This window comes from Pseudomonas sp. GX19020 (genome assembly GCF_023371075.1).
Lineage (GTDB): Bacteria > Pseudomonadota > Alphaproteobacteria > Rhodobacterales > Rhodobacteraceae > Pseudogemmobacter.
Map to the genome: position 1 here is coordinate 410,523 of NZ_JAMCCR010000002.1, position 23,369 is coordinate 433,891.

At 62.5% G+C, this 23,369-nt stretch carries 16 protein-coding genes, 1 tRNA gene, 1 pseudogene and 1 riboswitch; of the genes and pseudogenes, 10 read left to right on the forward strand and 8 right to left on the reverse strand.

Going from position 1 to position 23,369, the window contains the following annotated elements; translation table 11 throughout:
• Window positions 1-246: 246 nt before the first annotated feature.
• The 4 genes from M3484_RS06555 to M3484_RS06575 all read left to right on the forward strand — a co-directional run bounded on the left by M3484_RS06555 (window position 247) and on the right by M3484_RS06575 (window position 4,150).
• Complete coding sequence (locus M3484_RS06555) at window positions 247-1,029, forward strand: MurR/RpiR family transcriptional regulator (protein WP_249496251.1); 783 nt, start codon at window positions 247-249, stop codon at window positions 1,027-1,029.
• A 4-nt stretch (window positions 1,030-1,033) separates the two neighbouring features.
• Complete coding sequence (locus tag M3484_RS06560; RefSeq protein ID WP_249496349.1) at window positions 1,034-1,432, forward strand: cysteine hydrolase family protein; 399 nt, start codon at window positions 1,034-1,036, stop codon at window positions 1,430-1,432.
• An 812-nt stretch (window positions 1,433-2,244) separates the two neighbouring features.
• The gene (locus M3484_RS06570) at window positions 2,245-3,087 is read left to right on the forward strand and encodes a hypothetical protein (RefSeq protein ID WP_249496252.1); all 843 of its coding nucleotides are present in this window, start codon (window positions 2,245-2,247) and stop codon (window positions 3,085-3,087) included.
• Complete coding sequence (locus M3484_RS06575) at window positions 3,074-4,150, forward strand: hypothetical protein (RefSeq protein WP_249496253.1); 1,077 nt, start codon at window positions 3,074-3,076, stop codon at window positions 4,148-4,150. Before M3484_RS06570 ends, M3484_RS06575 begins: the two co-directional genes overlap by 14 nt.
• Before the next feature lie 6 nt (window positions 4,151-4,156).
• On the opposite strand, the gene M3484_RS06580 is transcribed toward M3484_RS06575, so the two are convergent.
• Both M3484_RS06580 and M3484_RS06585 read right to left on the reverse strand, forming a co-directional pair.
• Window positions 4,157-5,125 carry a sensor domain-containing diguanylate cyclase gene (locus M3484_RS06580; RefSeq protein WP_249496254.1) on the reverse strand — a complete coding sequence of 323 codons (969 nt, stop codon included), beginning with the start codon at window positions 5,123-5,125 and terminating at the stop codon, window positions 4,157-4,159.
• Complete coding sequence (locus tag M3484_RS06585) at window positions 5,115-5,351, reverse strand: hypothetical protein (protein WP_092900147.1); 237 nt, start codon at window positions 5,349-5,351, stop codon at window positions 5,115-5,117. The genes M3484_RS06580 and M3484_RS06585 overlap by 11 nt, the downstream gene beginning before the upstream one ends.
• A gap of 227 nt (window positions 5,352-5,578) precedes the next feature.
• Here M3484_RS06585 and M3484_RS06590 point away from each other — a divergent pair, with 227 nt between their 5' ends.
• The 6 genes and pseudogenes from M3484_RS06590 to M3484_RS06615 all read left to right on the forward strand — a co-directional run.
• Window positions 5,579-6,262: a hypothetical protein gene (locus M3484_RS06590; RefSeq protein ID WP_143040516.1), complete on the forward strand. Its 684-nt coding sequence runs from the start codon at window positions 5,579-5,581 to the stop codon at window positions 6,260-6,262.
• Between the two features lie 44 nt (window positions 6,263-6,306).
• Complete coding sequence (bcsA, locus tag M3484_RS06595) at window positions 6,307-8,640, forward strand: UDP-forming cellulose synthase catalytic subunit (RefSeq protein ID WP_092900143.1); 2,334 nt, start codon at window positions 6,307-6,309, stop codon at window positions 8,638-8,640.
• The gene (locus tag M3484_RS06600; RefSeq protein WP_249496255.1) at window positions 8,637-11,081 is read left to right on the forward strand and encodes a cellulose biosynthesis cyclic di-GMP-binding regulatory protein BcsB; all 2,445 of its coding nucleotides are present in this window, start codon (window positions 8,637-8,639) and stop codon (window positions 11,079-11,081) included. The genes bcsA and M3484_RS06600 overlap by 4 nt, the downstream gene beginning before the upstream one ends.
• Window positions 11,082-11,137: 56 nt before the next feature.
• On the forward strand, window positions 11,138-12,175 hold the full coding sequence (locus M3484_RS06605; protein WP_249496256.1) for a family 8 glycosyl hydrolase: 1,038 nt from the start codon (window positions 11,138-11,140) through the stop codon (window positions 12,173-12,175).
• Window positions 12,172-13,581 carry a hypothetical protein gene (locus M3484_RS06610; RefSeq protein ID WP_249496257.1) on the forward strand — a complete coding sequence of 470 codons (1,410 nt, stop codon included), beginning with the start codon at window positions 12,172-12,174 and terminating at the stop codon, window positions 13,579-13,581. The genes M3484_RS06605 and M3484_RS06610 overlap by 4 nt, the downstream gene beginning before the upstream one ends.
• A 58-nt stretch (window positions 13,582-13,639) precedes the next feature.
• Window positions 13,640-13,929, forward strand: a pseudogene (locus M3484_RS06615) (transposase); the annotation flags it as partial.
• On the opposite strand, the gene M3484_RS06620 reads toward M3484_RS06615, so the two are convergent.
• The 6 genes from M3484_RS06620 to M3484_RS06645 form a co-directional block, all read right to left on the reverse strand.
• On the reverse strand, window positions 13,885-14,340 hold the full coding sequence (locus tag M3484_RS06620) for a hypothetical protein (RefSeq protein WP_249496350.1): 456 nt from the start codon (window positions 14,338-14,340) through the stop codon (window positions 13,885-13,887). The pseudogene M3484_RS06615 and the gene M3484_RS06620 overlap by 45 nt on opposite strands.
• Before the next feature lie 178 nt (window positions 14,341-14,518).
• Window positions 14,519-14,595: transfer RNA gene (locus tag M3484_RS06625), tRNA-Pro, on the reverse strand.
• A 157-nt stretch (window positions 14,596-14,752) separates the two neighbouring features.
• Window positions 14,753-16,438 (reverse strand): pilus assembly protein TadG-related protein, encoded by a 1,686-nt coding sequence (locus M3484_RS06630; protein ID WP_249496258.1) that lies wholly within the window; start codon window positions 16,436-16,438, stop codon window positions 14,753-14,755.
• Between the two features lie 121 nt (window positions 16,439-16,559).
• The gene (locus tag M3484_RS06635; RefSeq protein ID WP_171909559.1) at window positions 16,560-18,098 is read right to left on the reverse strand and encodes a TerC family protein; all 1,539 of its coding nucleotides are present in this window, start codon (window positions 18,096-18,098) and stop codon (window positions 16,560-16,562) included.
• A gap of 658 nt (window positions 18,099-18,756) precedes the next feature.
• Complete coding sequence (locus tag M3484_RS06640) at window positions 18,757-21,840, reverse strand: efflux RND transporter permease subunit (RefSeq protein WP_092900128.1); 3,084 nt, start codon at window positions 21,838-21,840, stop codon at window positions 18,757-18,759.
• Between the two features lie 10 nt (window positions 21,841-21,850).
• Window positions 21,851-22,960 carry an efflux RND transporter periplasmic adaptor subunit gene (locus M3484_RS06645; RefSeq protein ID WP_092900126.1) on the reverse strand — a complete coding sequence of 370 codons (1,110 nt, stop codon included), beginning with the start codon at window positions 22,958-22,960 and terminating at the stop codon, window positions 21,851-21,853.
• A 224-nt stretch (window positions 22,961-23,184) separates the two neighbouring features.
• Window positions 23,185-23,317: riboswitch (FMN riboswitch) on the forward strand.
• The last annotated feature ends 52 nt before the right edge of the window (window positions 23,318-23,369 follow it).

Genomic DNA, 23,369 nt, shown 5'->3' on the forward strand with positions numbered 1-23,369 from the left:
GACGCGTTCGGCTCGCCGAAGCAGCTGCTGGCGGCATGATCCAGGGTGCTTTCGGCGGTTGTCGCCGTAGAGATGCGTGGCAGGTGCAAGCCGCGAATGACGTCTCTCGGGCAGGCCTTGCTGTCATATCGGCATGTAGTTTTTCAACATTTTTTACAATAATGGAAAAAATGGAGAAATTTATTTACCCAAGTCTGGCATGGGGCAGCGGGCTGATCGCGAATTCACTGCGAAGGGGAGCCAGTCATGGCTGTCAGGGACCTGCTGTTGCGCAGTGATCACGGACTGACGCCCTCCGAGGAAAGGATCATCCGTCAGATCCTCGCGGAGTTTCCTGCGCCGGCGCATGGCACTGTTTCCGGGCTGGCCCGCAAAAGTGGGGTCAGCGATCCGACCGTGGTGCGGCTGGTCGCGAAACTGGGCTATGAAAGCTTTGCCGTCTTCGACCTGAGCCGAAGTGGCGAGGGCACCCCGGCGCAGAGTTTCGAGAGCGCCTGCCGCATGCTGGCCGAGACGAAGGGTCGCATCCATGTCATCGGTGGCCGCTTCAGCCGCAATATCGCGCTGATCCTCGCGGGTTACCTCGCGCATCTGCGCCCGGGCGTTGTCGCGCTGCTGCCACTTTCGGCGCGGGAACTTGCCCTTCTTGCCGATATTGACCGCAATGACATGATCGTCGCCTCTGATTACCGCCGCTATCGACCCGACGTGATGCCTTTCGTGCGCGATGGCGTGGCGGCTGGCGTGCGGCTGGTTCTATTAACAGATCAATGGCTTTCGCCACTGGAGGACAGCGCCGATGTCGCCCTTGTCAGCCAGACCGAGGTGAATTCGCCCTTTGACACCCTGGTGTCGGCGCTCGCCCAGGTCGAGGCCATCGTGACCAGGATGCTCGATATCATGGGCGAAGGCGCCGCCAGGCGGATGGAGCGGATCGAAGGGCTTCGTGACCGCCGGCAGATCACCCTCAACCAGAGTTCCGGCGCGGCAGGAACGGAATCATCCCTGCCCGAGGACCGCTCACTATGACTGCATGCCTGCCCGCGACGCCCCGTTTCGCGAAGGAGAGACCACTCTCCTGATCGTCGATATGCAGCGCATCTGGCTGGAGCCGGAGCTTGACCCGCATCACCCGGAGCGCGGGCCTGATCACCAATGCTACAAAACCGCGCGCGAAATCGCGATCCCGAACACCGAGCCCCTGCTGCAAGCCGCGCGCGGAAATGGTGCCGAGGTGCTGCACATGATCATCCAGAGCCTGACCGAGGATGGTCGCGACCGCTCGCTTGACCATAAGCTGACGCCGATTCATGTTCACCCGAGCCTGCACGAGGGCCTGCCCCCGGCCAATCTGGTGCCGGTGGACGCCGAGATCATGCTGCCGAAAACCTCGTCTGGGGTCCTTAGCTCGCAAATATCGACTATGTGCTGAAAACCTCGGGATCCGACAGCTGATCGTCTCGGGCTGCCCGACCGATCAATGTGTCGATATGACGGTGCGCGATGCCGCGGATCGGTATGATCGCCGACCTCGATGATCTGCGCGACCTTTTCCGGATGCTGATGCGCAACCGCTGAGGTCCGTCTTGCGGTTCGATCGCAGACGGAGGGGCCATCCGGGAAATGTCCCGGCGGGGCTTCCGGGCGCTGCCACTGCGCCTCGTGATTGATGGCGCCAGAGGGGCGATCACCCATCTCCGGCGCCATAACATCGTGATGTTCTGGCGAGCCGGCGGTCGGTTGCCGCTTTAGATTTGCTGGCCGATCTGTTGGCATGGCCCGATGCTTTGCGGGACCTGATCCGTCAGTTCACCGGAAGTAATGCAGTTTTCCGTTCTGCCTGAGTGGAAATCGTTTTCAGGTGAAAGCAATCGGGTGTCCTCTTTACTTCCGTCGCGACATGCCCCTCTGAGCGGCACCGCATCGGGGCGGAGCACGGACATGCAGGCCGGGCACGGGGGTGACCCTATGGCAGCGTCTTCCGTCAGGTTCGGTCCGCCGAAGGTGGTGCGCGATGCACCTGGAATTACGCCCGGCCGGATCCATCTGATAGGCCTTGCAGGCCGGGGCCGTGCTTCACGGGTTCTGGCGCAGGAAGGGCCTGCGATAACCACCACCTGAGAAGAACGGGCGGATCTTAACCAGCCCATCTGTTCATATCCTCAGGTTGATGTCATTTAATATAAATGCAATCGCGAAGTGATTTCCGGGTGACGGACCGGACCAACGATATGAGGCAAATTCATGAGATATCTGGCGGTATGGTTCCTTGCTCTGGCCATGCTCGCGGGCTGCGGCGGCGGAGGCGGCGGCGGTACGGATTTGCCACCAGGCAAAGGCGTTGATGTCGCAGCATTTGAAACCTACCAGACACAGCATAACGGGCGGAACCGCGTGCGTTCGCGCATCAGTGTGACCGGGGCCGAACAACAGGTTCTGAACGCGTTCGATTCTCCCGCCGGCGGCCCTGCAGGTTATCTCAACCTGATCGACCTTACTGACACCCCCTATGCGCGGGATATGACGATAGAGGTGATTGCCGAGGTCGGGTCCGGCACCGGGAAAGCGACCCGTCTCCTGCGCCTCACCGCCGACCAGTCGCAATTCGTCAATGAGCGCAATGGCAGGCTGATCGAGGCCAAGGGGAAATATTACTTCCGGGGGGAAACATTCGCCTGGGTCACCATCGATGACGGCGCGCTTTTGTCGGGCCATCATGCCCAGGGGCTGGAAAATCTCGTTCTTGATTTCGATGCCCAGACAGCGTCGATCAGCCTGCGCACCGGCACCGAAAACGGGTCAGAGACATGGATCGAACTGAGGGGCGAAAACCTGCCCTTCAATATCCGCACTGGGGCCTATGGCGGGGATGTCAGCATCGAGGTGCGTCACCCGGTGCTGGAGGGGGCGATTGCGGGTTCCCTGCGCGGCAATGTCGGTGGCACGCCGGGCTATAGCAACGGTCAGCATGGCATGACGACGTCGGGGCTTTATACCGGCAGCGGCACCCTGACCAGTGACCAGGGCAGTCACGAGGTTTCGGTGGACGGTGTCTTCTTCGGCCGCGATCCGAATGCCAAGCCGTAAATCGCTGCGGGCCTGGTTCCGCGCGGCGCTTGTCGGGGTCTGTCTTGTGGGCCTCGCTGCGGGGCAGGCGGAAGCCGATACTTCCTATCTGACGCGCAACGCCTTTCTGAGCGGCTCTGAACGTCTTCGCCTGCGGGCCTTCGGCACCGCGCTTGAGGCGGGGCGGCTGGGGCCAGCAGAAACCCTGTTCATGCGCCGCGAGCTTCTGGCGCAGGGCTATGGGGTTGAGCCGGGGCAGCTGTCCCTGACGGCGCGGCGACTGAGCTTTGCGCCGGTGCTGGGCTGGGACGGTAATATCAATGGCGGTGTTTTGCAGGACCGGCTGACCATTGGCGGCCTGGTGCTTGAGGCGGACCCTGCATTTCGCGCAAAGGCCGGGCTGGTTTTTGGTGGCGCGGGCGGGGCGATGGCCCGCTTTGCCTGGGGGCCCGGACGGGTGGTCGAGCTTACCGCCGGCGGGGAACTGGCCTGGTCGCCCCGCCATGAGATCGGCCGCGCAGATGCCGCGCTCAGCCTTTGTTCGCGCAACCATCTGCAGGACTGGGTGTTTCTCGATCTCTGCGCGCTGGGCACCCGCAGCTGGCGCGAGTTGGATACAAGCAATGCCCATCGTCTTTCAGCAGAGCTGTCAAAGGTCTTTGCCGCCGGCGGCAGCGTCCAGCAGGCCGGGCTGAGATATGAGGCCGTCTCGACTTCCGGCGGAATGCAGGACCGGCTCCGCCTGTCGCTGGAGCGAATCGGACGCGCGGGTGTCAGCGAGATCGTGCTGACCCTGGGGGCCAAAGTGGATGAGACGACGGTCCTGCGCCAGCGGATCGAGGCGGGCTATTCCTGGGCCCGGGCGGGGCGCGACTGGCGGATTGATCTCTGGCATCAGCGGGCAGCGGGTGGCGCTTTCCTTGGCCAGCCGCGCGAAGATCGCAGCCATGGCTTTGGTATCTCGGCCTCGCTGCGCCCCGGGGTAACGCTGCGGCTCGGGGTGATGTCCAGCCGCTCTACCGCTGCAATTGCGGATTATGACCAGATCACCTTTGACATCCGTTTCAGCAATCTGCTGCGTTAAACGGTGTCACTCTGCCACGACACAGCGGTTACGTCCTGTCGTCTTGGCGGCGTAAAGCGCTTGATCCGCGCGCGCCAGCCACAGGTCACGGCTCTCTCCTGCGCGGTGGTCGGCGATCCCGATGCTGAGCGTCACATTTGCCCCGGCGATCTCATCGAGCTTGCGGGTGGCGATCTCGTTGCGCAGCCGATCGGCAAAGGCCAGCGCGCCCGTGGCATCGGCGCCAGGCAGCAACACCGCGAATTCCTCGCCCCCAAGCCGGCCGAGCGCATCACTTTTGCGCAGGCTGGACTGGATCGTGGTCGCCACGCTCTTCAGGACAATGTCACCCACCGGGTGACCGAAGGTGTCATTGACCAGCTTAAAGCGATCAAGGTCGATCATCAGCAGGGAAACCGGGTCTTCGCGACCGGAGAGGCGGTCCATGCGTTCCACAAAGGCGCGGCGGGTGAGGCTGCCGGTCAGACTGTCCTGACGGGCGATCAGCCGCAGCTCGAATTGCGACATCACCACTTTGGCGAAATTCTCCAGCACCGTCTTATCGGCATCGCTGAATTTGCGCAGCCCTGTGTCAAAAACACAGATCGCGCCGATATTGTATCCGTCCGGGCTGGTCAGCGGCACGCCGAGGTAAGATCGGATACTCGCCTCGCCGGTCACGAAAGGATTGTCGGAAAACCGGCTGTCTGCAGTGGCATCCTCGACCGCCAGCGCGCTGGTGCCCCGAATCGTATGGTCGCAAAAGGCATCGCCCCGGCCACATTCCAGCGGCTCCAGCCCGGCGGCGGCCTTCATCCATTGCCGCTCGCTGTCGATCAGATTGATGGCGGCATATTTCGTGTTGAAGATGGATTTCACGAGGGCGACGATATCGGAAAACTCCGTCTCGGGCGCGCTGTCGAGGATCTCATAACGGCGCAGCGCGGCAAGGCGCCCGGCCTCGTCATTCAGCCTGAACAATGGCTTAATCGTCATTTTTGGTCTCCAGGGCCGCAATGAGATCTGCGCCATAGCTGCGCAAAAGCTCTGCCACAAGCTCGCGGATATCGTCGGTCTCCCGGCCTGCTGCCCGCAAAGAAGCGGCGAGGCCGACAAGATTTGCACAGTGGCGTTCCAGCGCCGGGCGCAGGGCGTCGGGCAGATCTTTCCATTGCGGCAGGCCACGATCCAGCTCTTCGGCCACCATCTCGCTTGCTTCCATGGATAATCTCCTGTTCTGCGCATTATTGTTGATTAATTTATTGAATAGCTCAATCCTGTGACACCATCGGTAAAGACTTCCCGCCCCGACCGTCGGCCATGTGCCACACCTCCCGGCAAAAATTAACCAGTGCGTTGCCTTTTCGGCTGGAATCAGATCATCCTGGGGTTGTGGGTCGTGGGGGCGATCCCGAAAACGATAATAATGTCCTGATCCGGCCCGGAAGCATGACGAATAGAGCAGACTATCCCCGCATCGGCAGAATGATCGCCGGAGCATTCCTCTGCGCCCTGTTGACGGGCTGCGGATATGAAATCGATACCTTCGGTCTGACACAAAAGCAGATCGAGGACCGTGAGCTGTTTCATCCGGTTCCGGCCGCGAAGGCATGGGCCAACCCGCAGGGGATGACCTTTGTGATGCAGCGCGGCCTGCTCGGCGGGTCTGAGCAGCGGATCGGGCTGCCAAACAACGTGGCGGTGCCCGGCGATAACCTTCTGATTCTGCGCACGCGGCTGGGCCATCTGGCGGCGGCACGCTTCAGGTTTGAGGAATTCGTGACCCGGATCGGCGGCGCGCCTGCGCCGTTCACTTCGGTAAAACCGGGTGCTCTGATGACTGGCGAGGACAGTCTCGGGCTCTATTTCTGGACCGAAGAGGCGATGGGCCCCAATGTGACCTGCGTTCTCGCGCTCAGGCGGCTGACCCAGGCCGAGCGTGGCCTGCCGCAGGGCGCGCGGGTGATGGATGTGATGCTGCGCAACTGCATCGCCGGGACGGCCGCCGAGGCGCTGGTGCCGGTGCTTGATGCGAGCATTGGTTATGGCGCGGTGGCGGGCAATACCGGTGGCGGGAGCACAAGGATGCTTTCCCCGCTCGCGGCGCCAGGCGCAGATCTGGAATGGAAATGAGACGATGCGTAAGGTGACCCCCCAGCACAAGGCCGAGGGCGCATATGAGCTCTGATCGTATCCGCAATGGCGTCCTGTTGCTGCTCTGGCTGATCGCGATGACACCGGTTCTGGTGCTGGCCTCGATCCCGGTTTCGAATGCGGCCCAGGCCATGCTGGGTCTGGCCGCGTTGCTGCTGGTGATTTTGCTCAAGCCCTTTGCCGGGAATATCATCTGCCGCGTCGCGATGATGAGCGTCGCCAGCGTCCTGGTGCTGCGCTACTGGATCTGGCGGCTGACTTCGACGCTGCCCGATCCCGGGCTTACGGTCTCCTTCGTGCTGGCCATCGCGCTGCTGGTGGTCGAAACCTATTCCATCCTTGTCTTCTTCCTGAACGCCTTTATCACCGCCGATCCGGTCGAGCGCGCTTTGCCACCGCGCGTCGAACCCGAGAACCTGCCCAGCGTCGATATCCTCGTGCCGTCTTACAACGAGCCGACCGAGATGCTGGCGGTGACCCTGTCGGCGGCACGCAACATGATCTACCCGGCGCGGCTGCGCACGGTGGTGCTGTGTGATGACGGCGGCACCGATCAGCGCTGCAATTCGCCCGATCCCGAGCTGGCCGCAAAGTCAAAGGCGCGGCGCGCCGAATTGCAGGCGCTTTGCGAGGAACTCGGGGTGGTCTATTCGACCCGCGCGAAGAACGAACACGCGAAAGCCGGCAATATGAGCGCGGCGCTGGCAAAGCTGAATGGCGATCTGGTGGTGGTGTTTGACGCTGACCACGTGCCGTCGCGCGATTTTCTGGCCCGCACGGTCGGCTATTTCGTCGAGGATCCAAAGCTTTTCCTTGTTCAGACCCCGCATTTTTTCATCAATAAAGACCCGATCGAGCGCAATCTTGATCTGAAATGCCCGCCCGAGAATGAGATGTTCTATGGCCGCATCCATCCCGGGCTTGATCGCTGGGGCGGGGCTTTCTTTTGCGGCTCTGCCGCCGTTCTGCGCCGCAAGGCGCTGGATTCGGTGGGTGGCTTTGCCGGTGAGACCATCACCGAGGATGCCGAAACCGCGCTGGAGATCCATTCCAAAGGCTGGCGCAGCCTTTATCTCGACCGCGCGATGATCGCCGGGCTGCAGCCCGAGACTTTCGCGTCTTTCATCCAGCAGCGCGGCCGCTGGGCTTCGGGCATGATGCAGATGTTCATGCTGAAGAACCCGATCTTCCGCCCGGGGCTGCGGCCGTTCCAGCGGCTGTGCTACCTGAATTCGATGGCCTTCTGGCTGTTCCCGCTGGTGCGCATGACCTATCTCCTGGCGCCGCTTGCCTATCTGTTTTTCGGCGTCGAGATCTTCGTCACCACCTTCCGCGAGGCCATGGCCTATACGCTGAGCTATATGGCGGTGAGCCTTCTGGTGCAGAACGCCATCTTCTCGCGCTACCGATGGCCGCTGATTTCCGAGGTCTATGAGGTCGCCCAGGCCCCCTATCTGGCCAAGGCGATCATCAGTACCATCCTCAGGCCGCGCGGCGCGAAATTCAACGTGACCGCCAAGGATGAGACCCTGGTCGAGGATTACATCTCGCCCATCGCAGGGCCGCTCGTAGGATTGTTCTTCCTGATGCTGGCGGGGCTAGTCGCGCTTGTCGTGCGCTGGATCGCCTTCCCGGGGGATCATTCGGTGCTTTCCGTGGTCGGCGTCTGGGCGGTGATCAACTTCCTGCTGGTCGGCCTCTCGTTGCGGGCGGTATCCGAGAAACAGCAGCGCCGCAGCTCGCCGCGCGTTGAGATTCGCGAAGAGGGCACGGTTCGCTGGGAGGGTTCGGGCGAGAAAGCCCTGCCGACCGAGGTGTTTGACGTCTCGACCAGCGGGTTGAAGATGCGGCTCACCGGGCTGCCGCAGGGCGCCGGCAGCCGTATGGTGGTCAAGGGCGATGAGGTCGTGTTCCGCCCGCGCTTCCCCCATGCGCCGCATCTGGAGCGCGAGGTCCGTGCCGTGGTCCGCGCTGTTTTCAACGAGGCCGGAAACGGCATTGCCGTTGGGGTGCAATTCCTGCCCGATCAGCCGATGATCGTGCGCGAGGCGGTGGCGCAGCTCCTGTTCGGCTCGTCTGAAAACTGGCTGGCGATCCGTCAGAACAGCCGCCGGGGCAAAGGCCTGCTGATGGGACTGGGCTATGTGATCTGGCTCTCGATCAGTTCTTTACCGAAAACGCTGGGCGATTTCCTGCGCGAGCCTGGCCGCCGTCGCCGTGCCGCCCTTTTCGCCAAGCAAAGCCCGAAACCCGCACATCTGGTCACCTTCGGTGCCGATTTCGATGCGGAGGAATATCGGCTGGATCAGACAAAGCTCGCCCCCGAGGCCTTTATCGGTGTGGAGAAAGCGCAATGACCGCACCGCTGATCACAGGAGTCTTCGGCGGGGGCAGGCTGATCCTGGCCTCGCTGGCCCTTGCCCTTTTTGCGGCGGTTGGCCCGGTCAGGGCCGAAACCCCGCAGATCGCATTGCCTTCCACTCTTGCGGAAAGCCCCGCCGAAGCCACCGCCGAAACTCCGGCCGAAACCTTGCCCGTCGATCAGACGAATGCGCCGGATGACGGGATCATCCGCCTGCCTGCACCGGCGCAAACCGAAGCAGAGGCAGAGGTTCCGGAGGACGCGCCCGGCGAAGAAGCCGTAATTGCCCAGACACCGGTTGACCGTGACCGCAGCGCGGGCAGCGCCACCGCCAGCACGGGCTGGCTGATCCGGCCCTGGCCTGCGACCCTCCTGCCCGATGGGGTGCAGGTGGGGGCGAGCCTTGTGGCGCCCGGCATCATCCGCCTGACCGGCGAAACCGCCGGGGTGGAACTGCGCCTCGACCTGCCTGCGGGGACCGTTCTGCCCGAAACACTGCAGTTTACCCTGCATTCCAGCGTCAATGTCCTTCCTGATCAGGCCATGATGCAGATCGTGGTGAATGATGCAGATCCGGTTGGGATCAGACTTGATCAGCTGGGGGATTTCACCGGGGTTACGGTCGAGACTGCGGCGCTGATCCATGGCGCCAACCGCATCAGACTGTCATTGCAGCAGCCGCACCGGATTTTCTGTGGCCCCGAGGCCACATTCGGGGTCTGGACCGAGATCGACCTGACCAATAGCGGTGTCCTGATTGATGACAGCGCTCTGCCTGCGGATGCGGCGGGCTTCGCGCTGGCCGCGCAAAGCGAGACCGCCGGCGGGCGTGACCTCGCTTTGCTGGCCGATGAGTCAACCGATCCCGCGCTGATCCGCAGCCTGTCGGAACAGCTTGGCCGGGCGCTCGGGCCGGGCGGGCGCGTCGCCCAGGCCTCGTTCTACGGTTTCGAGACCCGCGAAATCGCCACTGTGGCCCTGATCCGCTCGGACCGGCCGAACGCGCTGGTGCGGCGCGGGGCAGGGCGCGGGCTGGTGCTTCAGGTGGAATATCAGGACGGTACCCTGCCCGATCTGACCCCCTTCCTGGCGGCCTTCCCACCGGCGCTGCCTGAAAGCGCGCCTGCAATCAGGCCGGGGGAAAAGACCTTTCTGTCCGATCTGGGAATCGGAGATGTGATTGGAAATACACATTATTTCCGACGCGATCTTTCGTTTTCGCTGCCCGCAGACTGGTTGCTGATGGCCAATCAGAAGGCCCGCCTTGATCTGCATTACGGGTTCGCCCGCAATCTGCCGCAAGGTGCGATCCTGCTGGTGAAGGTCAATGACGAGACCATCCGGCTTTTGCCGCTTGACCAGAATGGCGGCGAGGTGCTGCCGGTGCTGCCCGTAAGCTTCAACGCCAATCTGCTGCATCCGGGCCGCAACACGCTGTCCTTTGAAATGATGGTGCCCGGCAATCCGCCGGACGGTGCCTGCCCGGTCCGCCGCGCGGATCTCCTGGCCGTGTTGAACGACAGCAGTCTGACCATCCCACCCTCGCCTTCGATGCTGCTCCCGGGGCTTGCCGCCGTATTGTTGCGGCTGGACCCGTCGGGGGTGATCGCGCCTGAGGGTGCCATCGAATCTAAAAAACTCGCACAGGATGCTATGCGGATCGCGGCCGAACTCGCCCCTGCGACAGAAATGTCCGGCACGGTCAGGCTGCAGGTCGTCGGGTTAAGCGATTTCGGACTGGTGCCTTTCGAGAAGACCGATCTCAGCCTGAGCACCGTGCAGCGTGTGCTCTTTCCGCTGAACGATCCGCCGCAGGTTGCCGCAGAGCCGGCCCCTGGCGCAACGCCCGCAACCGGTAGTCGCGCGACCAGTACCTCTGCCTTCACCCTCGTCGAAGATGCGGATCCCGAGGCGCCCGGGCAGCCGGAGGATCCTGCCGCAGTCGGGGGCTTTATCCGGGATCTCTGGCAGAGTTTTTCGCCCTCTGCCCTGCTTGCGCACGAATACAGGCTGTTGCGTGAAAGCTCTTTCGTCGGCACTTCGCAGAGCCTGCCGGACTGGCTGGAGGGGCGCCGGGGCCAGGCCCTGTTGCTGCGCCCCGATTTCAACGAACGTGGTGAGCTCTGGCTGATGCTGGGCCCGGGCGTGGCCCCCGAGGCGATCGGCGAGGCGCTGAACCGTCTGCGTGTGGCGTCGATGGCCCAGGGAGAGGCCGCTTTGCTCCAGGCGGATGGCAGCTGGCAGGTCTGGACCCCGATCCGCCCGCCGCGCATGCTGACCGTGCCGGATGCAGCCGGGATGCGGACGGCTCTGGGCAATTACGCCTCCTGGTCGCCGCTTCTGTTCACGCTTGCGATGCTGGGGCTGACGCTTCTCTCGGCGATTCCGGCCTTGCTTTATGTGTTGTTGAGCCGACGGGGGCGGGAAGAGCGATGAACCGCAGATCCTTTCTGGGCGCCGGCTTAGGGGCGGGAATGGGGGCAGCGCTTGCGATGCCATTTGTACCTCATGCCGCCATGGCCAGTGTCAGCCCCTTTGCACCGGATCATCCGTTGCAGGAAAGCTGGCGGGCGTGGAAAGCCCTCTGCCTTGCGCCGGACGGTCGCGTGGTGGACGGTTTTCAGGGCGATGCCAGCCATTCCGAAGGCCAGGGCTATGGGCTGACCCTTGCCGCGCTGTTCGGCGATGATGCGGCGGTGACGCAGATCATCCGCTGGACCGAAACCAATCTCGCCATCCGCGAGGATGAGCTGCTGGCCTGGCGCTGGCGGCCCGACGCCACTCCGCATGTCACGGATCGCAACAATGCAAGTGACGGCGATCTCTTCTACGCCTGGGGGCTGAGCCTTGCGGCACCGCTGAGCGACGGCAAGGCCCGGCTTGCGCGTGCGGTGGCCATTGCAAGTGATCTGGCGCGGCGCTGCATCGCGCCCTGTCCGGACGGGTCCGGCAGGCTGATCCTCTTGCCAGGAACCAACGGTTTCCGGCGCGATGAAGGGATAGTCGTCAACCCTTCCTATTATATGGCGCGGGCGCTGCGCGACCTCGCGGCCCTTGCCTCGCTGCCCGATCTTGCCCGGCTGGCCACGGATGGAGACACGCTGATCGCGGCGCTGGCCGCGCGCGGCCCGGTGCCGGATTGGGTCATGGTGACGCCTCAGGGCTTGGCCCCGGCGCCGCAACCCTTTTCCGGCGTTTCCGGCTACGAGGCCGTGCGGATTCCGCTTTTCGCGCTCTGGTCGGATCAGGCGCAAAGCCCGGCGGTGCGTGCCTATGCATCGCGGATGGCAGCGGCGGGGGATGTTGGCGGCGTTGCCACGGTTTTCGACACCGTCGGCACTGGCGTTTTTGAACGCAGCGCCCATCCCGGCTATGCGGCCCTCGGCGCGCTGGCCGATTGCGTCACCAGCAATGCGGTCGGGTCGGTGATGCCCGGCTTTACCGACGATCAGCCCTATTATCCGGCCACGCTGCATCTGATGGCGCTGGTCGTCCAGGCCTCCAGCTTTCAAAGATGTGTGCCGATATGATGCGTTCCCTTCTGCTTTGCGCCCTTTTGCTGACGGCAGCCGGCCCGGCTGCGGCCCAGGAGGTTTCTGCGCCCGCCCCTGATGAACTGCTGGCGCTCAGCTTTTACGTGCAGCAAAAGGATCAGGCTTCGACCGAGGCCGAACTGCGCCGGTTGCAGTTGAAATACCCGGCCTGGAAACCGCCTGCGGATTTGAGCAGGCTGACGGTGACCGGCCCCTCGACCGAGATTGATGACATGTTTCGCCTGATCGCGGCGGGGCAGATCGACCAGGCCCGCGCGCTGATTGCCGCGACACGCGCGGAATTTCCGTCCTGGGAGCCGCCTGCCGCGATGACCGATCTGCTGGCGACTGCGGATGGTCAGATGCGGTTTGACGCTGCGCTGGCGGCGGGAAATCTCAGCCAGGCGATTTCGGTGGCTTCGTCGGTGCCGGGACTTTTGCGCTGTAACCGGATCAACAACGCCTGGCGCATTGCCGAGGCCCAGGCGGCAGCAGGGCGGGCGGCGGATGCGTTTGGCACCTATCGTTCTGTGGCGGGAACCTGCGTCGTGACGGCGGATCTGATCGCAACGCTGGAAAAGGCCGATGCGGTTGCAAGCGAGGCCGAGATCCTCGCCCTCCTGTCGCAGGTGGGCCAGCGCCTGCCCGCGATAGATCCGGAATTGCAGACGTTGCGCAGCCGGTTGCTTGCCGGGCGTGGCCATGACATAGCCGCGCCCGCCGGCGTGGTGACCGCGCCCGTGGAGCCGCCCGCGGCCGGAAAGACGCCGAAAGCAACACCGGCCCCGGCATCCTCTGGCGAAGCGGTACCGGCGCGACCGGTTGCCAAAGCGCCCGCTGTTCAGGGCGGGTCCGGCGGCAGCGGCTTTCAGGCTGCCGTGGCGGCAGGGGACTGGCCGCGCTGCCTTGCGCTTTCCTCCGGCTCACGCGTGACTTCGGTGATCTATCAGCGCGGCTGGTGCGCCTATAATCTCAACCAGCCGATGGAGGCAGTGCAGAGCTTCAAAGCGGCGCTGAAGGCCGGGCTTAATGCGGAACAGCGCCGGGATGCTGGCTATGGCCTGGCGCTGGCCCATCTGAAAATGCAAATGCCCGAGGAAGCCTCACGCATCGCGGCATCGACCGATTTTACCCATAAACAGCGGCTTGATATTGAGCGCCAGATCCTCGATCAGCGGGGCGTGAATGCCTATAAGAACAAGCGCTACAAACAGGCGATCGCCTATTTTGACGCGCTTGAACAGCTGGGTGGCGGTCTGCGCCGCGACCTTGCTATGCTGCGGGCCTATTCCTGGCTGAACCTCGGGGATCGCGCCGAGGCGCGGCGGCAATTCCAGAAACTCAACAGTGAACTGTCGACCGACGAAACCCGCCGCGGCCTGCGAGCGACCAGCGGCGGCTAGGCGCGCGATCCGGGGATCAGGCCGTTTTGACAAAAGGGATTCTGTTGGCAGGTGTCCTATGTTTCAAGCTCATCTCTGCTTAGGAGACGGGCTTGGCGGCAACCTGATATCCGACGGTGAGGGGGCATTTTTCGAGGGCTTCATTCGTGCCGTCCGACACCCGAATGGGCGGAAGCGTGCGGATCATCGTCTCGTTTTGGCTGGCATTTTCTGGCGGAGCGCAAGCCGCCACTGGTTCGAGGCACAGCGCGACACAAGAACCGGTGCGCCGTGGCGCAACCTGCCGAAGAGTTCGGCAAATGGTCATCGGTCTGCCGCCAGTTCCGCCGCTGGCCCCTTTCCGCCCTGTCGGCCACTAGCTGGAGCTGGACGGTGAACCGCAGTTCGCACCATCGGTGTGAAAAGGCCCCTGCGCGGAGTGCTGATGAGGTAGGAGAATACGCTGAAAACCACTTGGCCATCGTCCGCAAACTGGTTTTCCTCCATCCGCGCAAAAGTGTAGGCGATGAACGGATGCCGTACCGCCCGGGCTGCCAGGATTTTTCCGGTTTCAAGTATCGCTGACAGTTCCAGTTCGATTGCTTCGAAAACAAGCGGCTTACTATGGGCGCCCAGCCTGACCACACTTGACGGCGCAGCCATGCCCAGGTCGCAAAGCCAATTGGCCTCTGCCATACCAGTGCAGCCATGAATCTCAAGATTCATCAACAGCAGACCAAGTCGATTTTCTGAACTCTCAGGGAAGTCGGCGGACCTCATCGTTTCTGCGGTTTTCGTGGAGTTCGCGGCCGATAGGCCTCCAAGTCCACCAATGATATCTACATCTCACCTACGCCATGCCGAGTGGCCTATGTGAGTGGCGAGAGCAGAGCGAAAGGAAGGTTTCTGTGCCGTAAAGGTGAAGTTCACTGAACTCCACAGCTATCATTCGGGAAATTGGTCGGAGCGAGAGGATTCGAACCTCCGACCCCCTGCTCCCGAAGCAGGTGCGCTACCAGGCTGCGCTACGCTCCGACCATTGGGGCGGGATAGCGCCAGAGCAGGGGTTTTGCAAGGGGCATTCCCTGGTCTTTGCAGGAAATCAACGCGAGGCGGCCGGCCGGCGGGTTTCGGGGCCCGTGGCGGAAGAGGGCAGGGGGCGGCCCGCAGCCTGGTGCTGGCCGTTCCCCGCTTATTGCAGGACAGATGTGCTGCAGCTGTAGTCGTCGAGGATAAGATCTGCCTGGGCCACGCTGATCCCCAGCAGATCCAGCAAAGCCTGCACGATGGCATCCACCCCCAGCGAGGCGAGGAGCGAGGAAATGCTGCTGATCAGCCCGCTGAGCACCGATAGCAGCGCGGCGACCGCCGCATTCACCACCGTAAACAGCGGGCAGGAGAGCAGGGACAACAGCCCTCCCTCGCAGGCCCTGGCATTCACCTGGGCCTGCAGATCGTTTCGGACCGAATCGAGGAAAGTGCTGACATCGGCGACCTGGCGGGGAAGGGTCAGCGGGTTGCGCACCGGCACCGGCTTGCGGAACTGGTCAAGGCGGATTGGTACATCCTTAACCCCGCGCGCCAGCCTGACACGGTTCATATCGGCGGGCGCGACATTGGCACGGGAATCGAGAAGACCGACCCTCAGTGCCAGCTCGACCGGCGCGGTCTCGGCCCGGAAGAGTGCGAGCTGATCCGAGGGTTGGCTCGCACCGCAATTGAGGCTGAGCGCGGTGGCATCTGCTGTTCCCACGGCGACATTCAGAGCGACCCGCAAGAGTGCGGTATTGCCTGCATTGATCGTATCTGCGCCAAGCGCCACATCGACCTGCGCCACCGACGCACGCGGCGGCAGCGTGTCGCCGATGCGGCCAATGCCGATCGCCGGCGGGCGCACCAGGCCGATCTTCAGCCCGACATTGGCCAGCGGCCCGAGATTGAGCCCGGTGCCGATATCCAGCCTCTCTTTGGGATCGGCGGCAAGACCAAGGAAGGCCATCACCAGATCGAAGGAATTCACCGTTACATCGGGCAGCACATCCCCGATCCTGGCGTTCAGCAGGCTCGGCGACATGTTCATCACCTCGGCCAGGGTAACCGGCTGGCCGCCACGCGCCGCCGCAGGCAGGGCGCCCGCCGGCAGACCTCCGGTCTGTACAAGCCCGGCAAAAAGGCGCGGCGCGCTCAGGGGCAGATGCAGCACATCGTTGAAGGTGAAGACCTCGGTTGCGAGGCCAAGCGAGACCAGTGACAGAAGATCCTCGACTTTGACCCTGGTATTCGCCAGCCCTTCATAGCTGAGAACCGACACGTTCAGCCCGATCCCAAGGCCCGAGAGCACGGGATCGAGGATCGCTTTGCGGGTGTTTACTCCGAGCAGGCGGTTGCGCAGCGTGAAGACCACCACAGTCTGTTGCCCCGCCACGGCCGAGCGCCTGATCACCACATTCTCATCGCGCATGACCGGGCCAAGAAGCAGCGGATGGTAACGCGAGGGCACCTTTACCATCACCGCGCTGGCGCCGGTCGGATTGGCCTGGTTCGCATGTGGCACAAACCCGCCTTGCGCGCTGTAGCTGCCGAGCAGGATATCCGAATTCTGCAACTGGATCTCGCCATAGAGCGTATTCGCAGCCACCACCTTGCGTGCGGTGGCGCGCACCTTCACCGGATCGGGCAGGAACCGCGCCGCGCTTTGAGCGGCAAGATCAGCCTGAGACTGGGTATAGCGTTTCTGGGCATTGAGCCGCACGGCGTCTGTCGCCAGGCCACCGATCAGCATCAGGATCGGAAAGATCACCACGAAAAAGATCGTCACGCTGCCGGTGGTATCGGCAAGCCAGCGATACAGGGCGCCAATATGTGGAAAACGGATCATTTCGGGTGGCATTGTCCGGAAGAGCTGCGGCCATCGGTGCACTATCCCTCACTGTGACCGCAGCTCTTCCTTCCACCAAGAAAATTAAGCCTCTGTTTTTGTTAAACTCTTACAGACATGCTCACACCGTTTCAGACCGGCGGACGCGGACCTTGTCTATGGCGCGGCCGTTCATCGCGACGATCTCGAATTCCAGCCCGTCGAATTCCAGCTTTTCTCCTTCCACCGGCATATTTCCATGCCGCCAGAGGATATAGCCGGCGAGGGTCGAATAGCGTTCGGTTTCATCCTCAAGATCGGCCTCGAAAAGCTGCGAGGCGCGGCGGACATCCATCCAGCCATCGACCAGCCAGGACCCATCCTCGGCGCGTTCCTCGGTCAGGGGCTCTTCATCCTCGTCGGGGAAGTCGCCGGCAATCGCCTCCAGCACATCGGTCGGGGTGACGATCCCTTCGAGCGAGCCGAATTCGTCAACGATCACCGCAAGCTGCACCGGGGCGCGGCGCAGCTGCTCCATCAGGCGCAGCACCGAGACGCTTTCATGCAGCACCAGCGGCTCGCGCACCGAACGCTCGACACTGATATGACCATCCGTCAGCAGATCGCGCATCAGATCACGCGCCAGCGCCACGCCGGAAAACTCATCCAGGCTGCCACGCGCGATCAGAAAGCGGGCATGCTTCTGATCAAGGATCTGTTCGCGGATCTTCGCCTCGTCGGAATCAAGATCAATCCAGTCGATCTCATTCCTCGGTGTCATCACCGAGGTCGCAGGCCGGTCGGTGAGACCCAGAACACCCTGGATCATCTCTTTCTCTTCCTGCGCGAACAGCGCCTGCTCGGCCGCGCGGTCGGCGATCACATCCGCAGTGCCGCCCAGATCCTCGCCCTTGCGCCCGCCCAGAAGCCGCAACACGGCCTCGGCGGTGCGGTCACGCAGGTCGCCCGAGGTGATGTAGCGTTCGCGGTTCGCCCGTCCGATCTGGTTCAGCGCCTCGATGCCAACCGAGAACCCGATGGCGGCGTAGAGATAGCCTTTCGGGATGTGGAAGCCGAAGCCCTCAACGATCAGCGAGAAACCGATCATCATCAGGAAGCCAAGGCAGAGGATGACCACGGTCGGGTGTTTCGAGACGAAATTCATCAGCGTCTTCGACATCAGAAGCATGACCGCCATCGCGACGAGCACGGCGATATACATGATGGAAAGATGCTGAACCATGCCGACGGCGGTGATCACCGAATCCAGCGAAAACACCGCATCCAGCACCACGATCTGCAAAAGGACCTGCCAGAAGGCGACCTGGACGACAGAACCCTCTTTTCGGCCGGAATGCCCCTCCAGCCGCTCATGCAGCTCCATCGTGCCTTTGAACAGCAGGAACAGGCCGCCAAAGATCAGGATGAGATCGCGCCCCGAGAAACCGTGTCCGAATATGGTGAACAGGTTCGATTGCAGCGTCACGATCCAGGCGATCGAGGCCAGCAGCACAAAACGCATGCCCAATGCCAGGGACAGGCCGATGATACGGGCCTTGTCGCGCTGATGCGGCGGCAGTTTATCCGCCAGGACAGCAATGAAGACGAGGTTGTCGATCCCCAGGACGATCTCAAGAACGATCAGTGTCGCGAGGCCGGCCCAGGCGGCCGGGTCAGACATCCATTCAAATAACACGAGGCTTGGCTCCGAAGTGAGAAAGCCGCGCAGGGATCATCCCGGCGCGGTTGTGGTAAAGATTGATGAGAGTGCCCGCAGAAAGGCAGGGCAGGGGGATCAGCAGTAAGAGGGGCCTTCTTGCGAAGGTTTCCCTTCGTCGGGGCGCGGGGGGCTGGGCGTCGAGACTTCGCCCTATACTGCCTGAGCCCTCATCCGAGGGGCCCGGCGCGGCGGCCGGTTCGGCAGAAGAGGTGCCACGGCCTGCGCCGGTGGCACCCGTGTTGCAGGTGCCCCGCGATCTGGCGGGGGCGCGGCATGATATGCCGACTGACCTGCGCGTCTGCCGCGCTGTGACGTGACCGAGTTTCACCCGTGTTCCCATAATTGCCGGTCCGGAGCTGCGAGCGGGCGATTATCCCGCCGTCGCGCACGCCCCGGTGCAGCGTAAGTTTTCTTCATGTCGGCGCCAGCCGCAAGCACTTCTGCCAGAAACAGGCGGATTTGCAGGCGGAATGGCGCCAGGGCCATGATCCTGGCGGCGAGCTTCCATGAAAAATGTGAAGATTTTATAGCCATCGGGCGGAGAAACCACGCCACCGGCATGGGAGCGCGAAAAGAAAAAGGAGGGCCGGAGCCCTCCTTTCCGGTGTGTTTTGCCGGCTCAATGTGCCGGGGTGGACCCGAATTGCTGCTCCACCTGCCGTTTGTGCAGGGCGTAAGCCGCGTCCGAACGCGAGATCAGCGTGTAGAACATCGGCACCACGAAGAGGGTGAAGAGCGTCCCGATCAGAAGGCCGGTGAAGATCACCAGACCCATTGCCTGCCGTGCCGCGGCCCCCGCGCCTTCCGCGATGATCAGCGGCACCACGGCCAGCGCCATGGCCGCCGTGGTCATCAGGATCGGGCGCAGACGGGTTTTCGCCGCCGCGACAATCGCCGCGCGCCGCGAAAGCCCGTGATCTTCACGCTGCTGATTGGCAAATTCCACCATCAGGATCCCGTGTTTTGTTATCAGACCTATCAGTGTGATCAGACCCACCTGGGTGTAGATGTTGAGCGTGCTCGCCCCCATATACAGCGGCAGGAGCGCGCCGAAAATCGACAGCGGCACCGACATCATGATGATGAAGGGATCGCGGAAGCTTTCGAACTGCGCGGCCAGAACCAGATAGATCACGATGATTGCCGCTCCGAACGCCAGCATGATCGTGTTGCCTTCGGTCTTTTCCAGACGCGACTGGCCGGAATAGTCGATGAAAAAGCCATCCGGCAGTACTTCTGCGGCAATCTCCTCAAGCTTTGCCAGCGCCGTTCCGCTGGCAATGCCCGGCATAGCCATAGCCGACAGCGTGGCCGAGTTAAGCTGGTTGAACTGCTCGATCGACGAGGCGGCGACACCCGGGGCAAGATTGATCACCGCAGACAAAGGCAGCATCGCGCCCGAAGAAGACCGTACGAAGAAATCGTTCAGCCGCTCGGGGTTGTCGCGCCATTCAGACGGGACCTGGGTCACGATATCATAGCTGTTCGAATCGCGGTCAAACTGCGCCACTGCGCCACCGCCGACCAGGAGGCCCAGGGTGGTGCCGATATCCGAGACCGAAACGCCAAGATTGGCTGCGCGGTCACGGTCAATCGTCACCCGCACCTGGGGTGCGTCAAACGACATCGAGTTCTGCACGACGATGAAGAGGCCGCTGGCCATTGCCTTCTGGTAGATCTCATCCGCGACTTCGACCACGCGTTCGGGGGCGTGGATCGACTGGATCACCATCGAGATCGGCAGCCCACCCCCTGCGCCGGGCAGCGAGGGCGGTGCAAAGACGAAGCTCTGCATCCCCGGCGCATTGTCGAGAACGCCCTGGATCTGCTGTTTGATCTCTTCCTGGCTGCGACCGCGATTGGCCCAGTCCTTCAGCGCCCAGATATAGAAACCGGTATTCGGCGTCCCCATCCCGGCGACCGAGAAATAGGTCTCGACCTCTTCGATATCTTTTGTGCGGTTGGTGATCTCCGTGGCAAAGGCCTGGGTGTAATCCAGCGTCGCGTAGCGCGGCGCATTCATCAGCGCGAACAGCGCGCCCTGGTCTTCTTCGGGCGCCAGTTCCGACGAGGTGTTCATCAGCATGAAGCCCGTCGCGCCCAGCAACGAGACCACCATCAGAAGTGTCACGGGCCGGTAATCCAGCGACGAAGAGATGCGCCGCTCATACCAGTTCGCAAGCCCGTTCAGCGTCTTGTCGACGATCCTCTGAAAGCGCCCCGGCTCGCCATGGGTCAGCAGACGCGCCGACATCGCGGGGGTGATGGTCAGCGCGATGACCCCCGAAATGATCACCGATCCGGCGAGTGTCAGTGCGAATTCGGTGAACAGCGACCCGGTCAGACCGCCGGTAAAGGCCAGCGGCGCCAGCACGGCGGCAAGCGTGATCGTCATCGCGATCACCGGGCCGGTGATCTCTTTCATCCCCAGAATTGCAGCTTTGGGTGGCGACAGACCCTCGTCGATGTGACGGTGGATGTTTTCCACCACGACGATAGCGTCATCCACCACAAGGCCGATTGCCAGCACCATTGCCAGAAGCGTCAGCAGGTTGATCGAATAGCCAAGCGCCAGCATGATCGCGCAGACCCCGATCAGTGACAGGGGAATGGTGACGATCGGCATCAGCACCGAGCGGAACGACCCGAGGAACAGCAAGATCACCACCACCACGATGGCGACCGCCTCGGCGATGGTCTTGAACACTTCGGAAATCGAGGCGGCGATGGTCTCGGTGCTGTCATAGACCATGGTGATTTCCATGCCTCGGGGCAGCGTGGCCTGCAGCTCTGGCAGCGCCTCGAGCACGTTCGAGGCCACATCGAGCTGGTTCTCGCCCGGTGCAGGAATGATGCCGATAAAGGTGCCGGGCTGGCCCTTGAAGGTCACGATCCCTTCCGGCTCGCCCGAGGCCAGTTCGATCCGCGCGACATCGCGCAGCTTCACAACGCCATTCTCACCCGATACCAGCGGCAGCTCGCCAAAGGCTTCGGCGTCCTGCAGCGTCGAGGCAAGCGTCAGCGAATAAACGAAATATTCGTTCTCGGTCTTGCCCGGTGCCGAGAGGAAGTTCGATGATCTGATCGCCCCAAGCACCTCGGCCGCCGTCACGCCGCGCGACGAGAGTTTCAGCGGATCAAGCCAGACCCGCATGGTGAATTCCTGGCCGCCCAGAATATCCATCTGAGCCACGCCCTGGATATTGGTCACCCTGGGGCTGATCACGCGTTCCAGATATTCATTCAGCTGTTCGGGCGACATATTCGGGTTCTGCGCCGCAAGATACATCAGCGCGAAGGTCTGGCCGGTGCCTTTCAGGATCACCGGATCATCGGCGTCGGAAGGAAGATTGCCGCGGACCTGGTTGACCTTGGACATGACCTCGGTCAGCGCGATATCCGGGTCGGCGCCCAGTTTCATCTGCACTGTGACGGTGGAGACCGACTGCCGCGAGGCGCTGGTGATGTAATCCACATTCTCGGTGGTCGAGACCGCCGAGGCGATGGGCGAAGTGATAAAGCCCTGGATCAGTTCGGCATCGGCACCGGCATAGACGGTGCTGATGGTGATGACCGATTCCTCGACCTCGGGATATTGGCGCACCGGCAGGTTCACCACCGAAGCGAGGCCGATAAACAGGATCAGGGCGCCAAGGACCGTCGAAAGGACCGGGCGTCGGATGAAGATCTCAGAAAAATGCATCCGTTTCCCCTTATTCAGCCTGGGTTTCGGCTTTGGGCATCAGATCGACCGAATTGTCGACCCTGACCCGCGCGCCCGAGGTCAGACGATTCTGACCCGAGGTCACGATCAGGTCTCCCGCCTTGATCCCTTCGGTGACCTCGATCCGGCCGCCGGCGCGGCGACCAAGCTTCACGAAGACCTGCTCGACTTTCTGCTCTTCTGCCGTCTCGCCGCCCTGGATCACATAGATCGTATCGCCATAAAGCGAAGAGCTGACCGCCGTTTGCGGCACCGCGATCACGCCTTCCTCTTTCGGAAGCGTGATGCGTACGCGCAGGAACTGTCCCGGAACCAGCCCGCCCGAGAGGTTTTCGACCTCGGCCCGGACCGAAACCATGCGGGTATTCGGGTCAACGCGCGGCTCGATCCCGGTGATGGTGCCGGTGGCGGAAAAATCGCCGACCTCTGAGGTGACAGTCACCGCACCGCCCATCTTCAGAACGGCAAGCTGTTGTTCAGGAACCGAGAAATCGACCCGCATCCGGCTGAGATCCTGCAGCGTCGCATAGATTTCGCCGGCCGAGACATATTGCCCGACCTCGACCCGCGGGATGCCGATCACCCCGGCAAAGGGCGCTTTCAGGGTTTTGCGATCAAGCGCAGTCTGCGCAATCGCCACCTGCGCCGCAGCACTTTCGACCTGGGCCTCGGCGCTTTCCAGCGTGGTCGCGGCACCGACACCGCGATCCGACAGGGTGCGGGCGCGGCTTTCCTCGGCGCGGGCGACTTTGAGCGCCGCCTCGGCAGATCCGAGCTGCGCCTTCTCGCTGTCATCGTCGATCAGGATCATCATCTGACCTTCGGTGACCTTGTCATTGGCGGCAAATTGCACCGCGCGGATCAGACCACCGCTCTCAATTGCCAGATCGACCCCCTGGCGCGACAGCGAAGTGCCGATGGCGTCGATGCCCGGCTCCCATGTCACCGGCTGCACCGGTTCGGCATTGACCGCGACCGGCGGCGGCACCATCCCCCCGAGGAATTGCGCAATCATCTCGTCACGAAAGAACTTGAACCAGACGATTCCGCCGACGACTATTCCCAAAAGAATGACTGCAATTATGAGCCGCTTGATCATCGGTTACTCCTGCTGGCGCGGTTCTGTCGGATGCCGGCACTATTCCGGTCTTGAACCGTGTTTAACTGAACTTTCCGGTCCGAGTGGTCAATCTGACATAGCTGTATCGGACCGACCGCTTTCCCGGGTCTTCGGCGGCAATGCTTATTTGTTCTTGTGAGGATCACAAGAGCGGCAATGCGCGGCCGGGCCTTGATTTCATATTTTCTCTCATGTTAGCCCTTAGGAGTTCTCAGGGCGGGGTGAGATTCCCCACCGGCGGTTATAGCCCGCGAGCGCTTCTCCCGGTGGGAGAGGGTCAGCAGATCCGGTGAAATTCCGGGGCCGACGGTATAGTCCGGATGAAAGAGAACCTGTCTGATGGGAAACCCGGCTTCGCCGGTCTGTCAGGCGGGCAATGCTCTGGGGC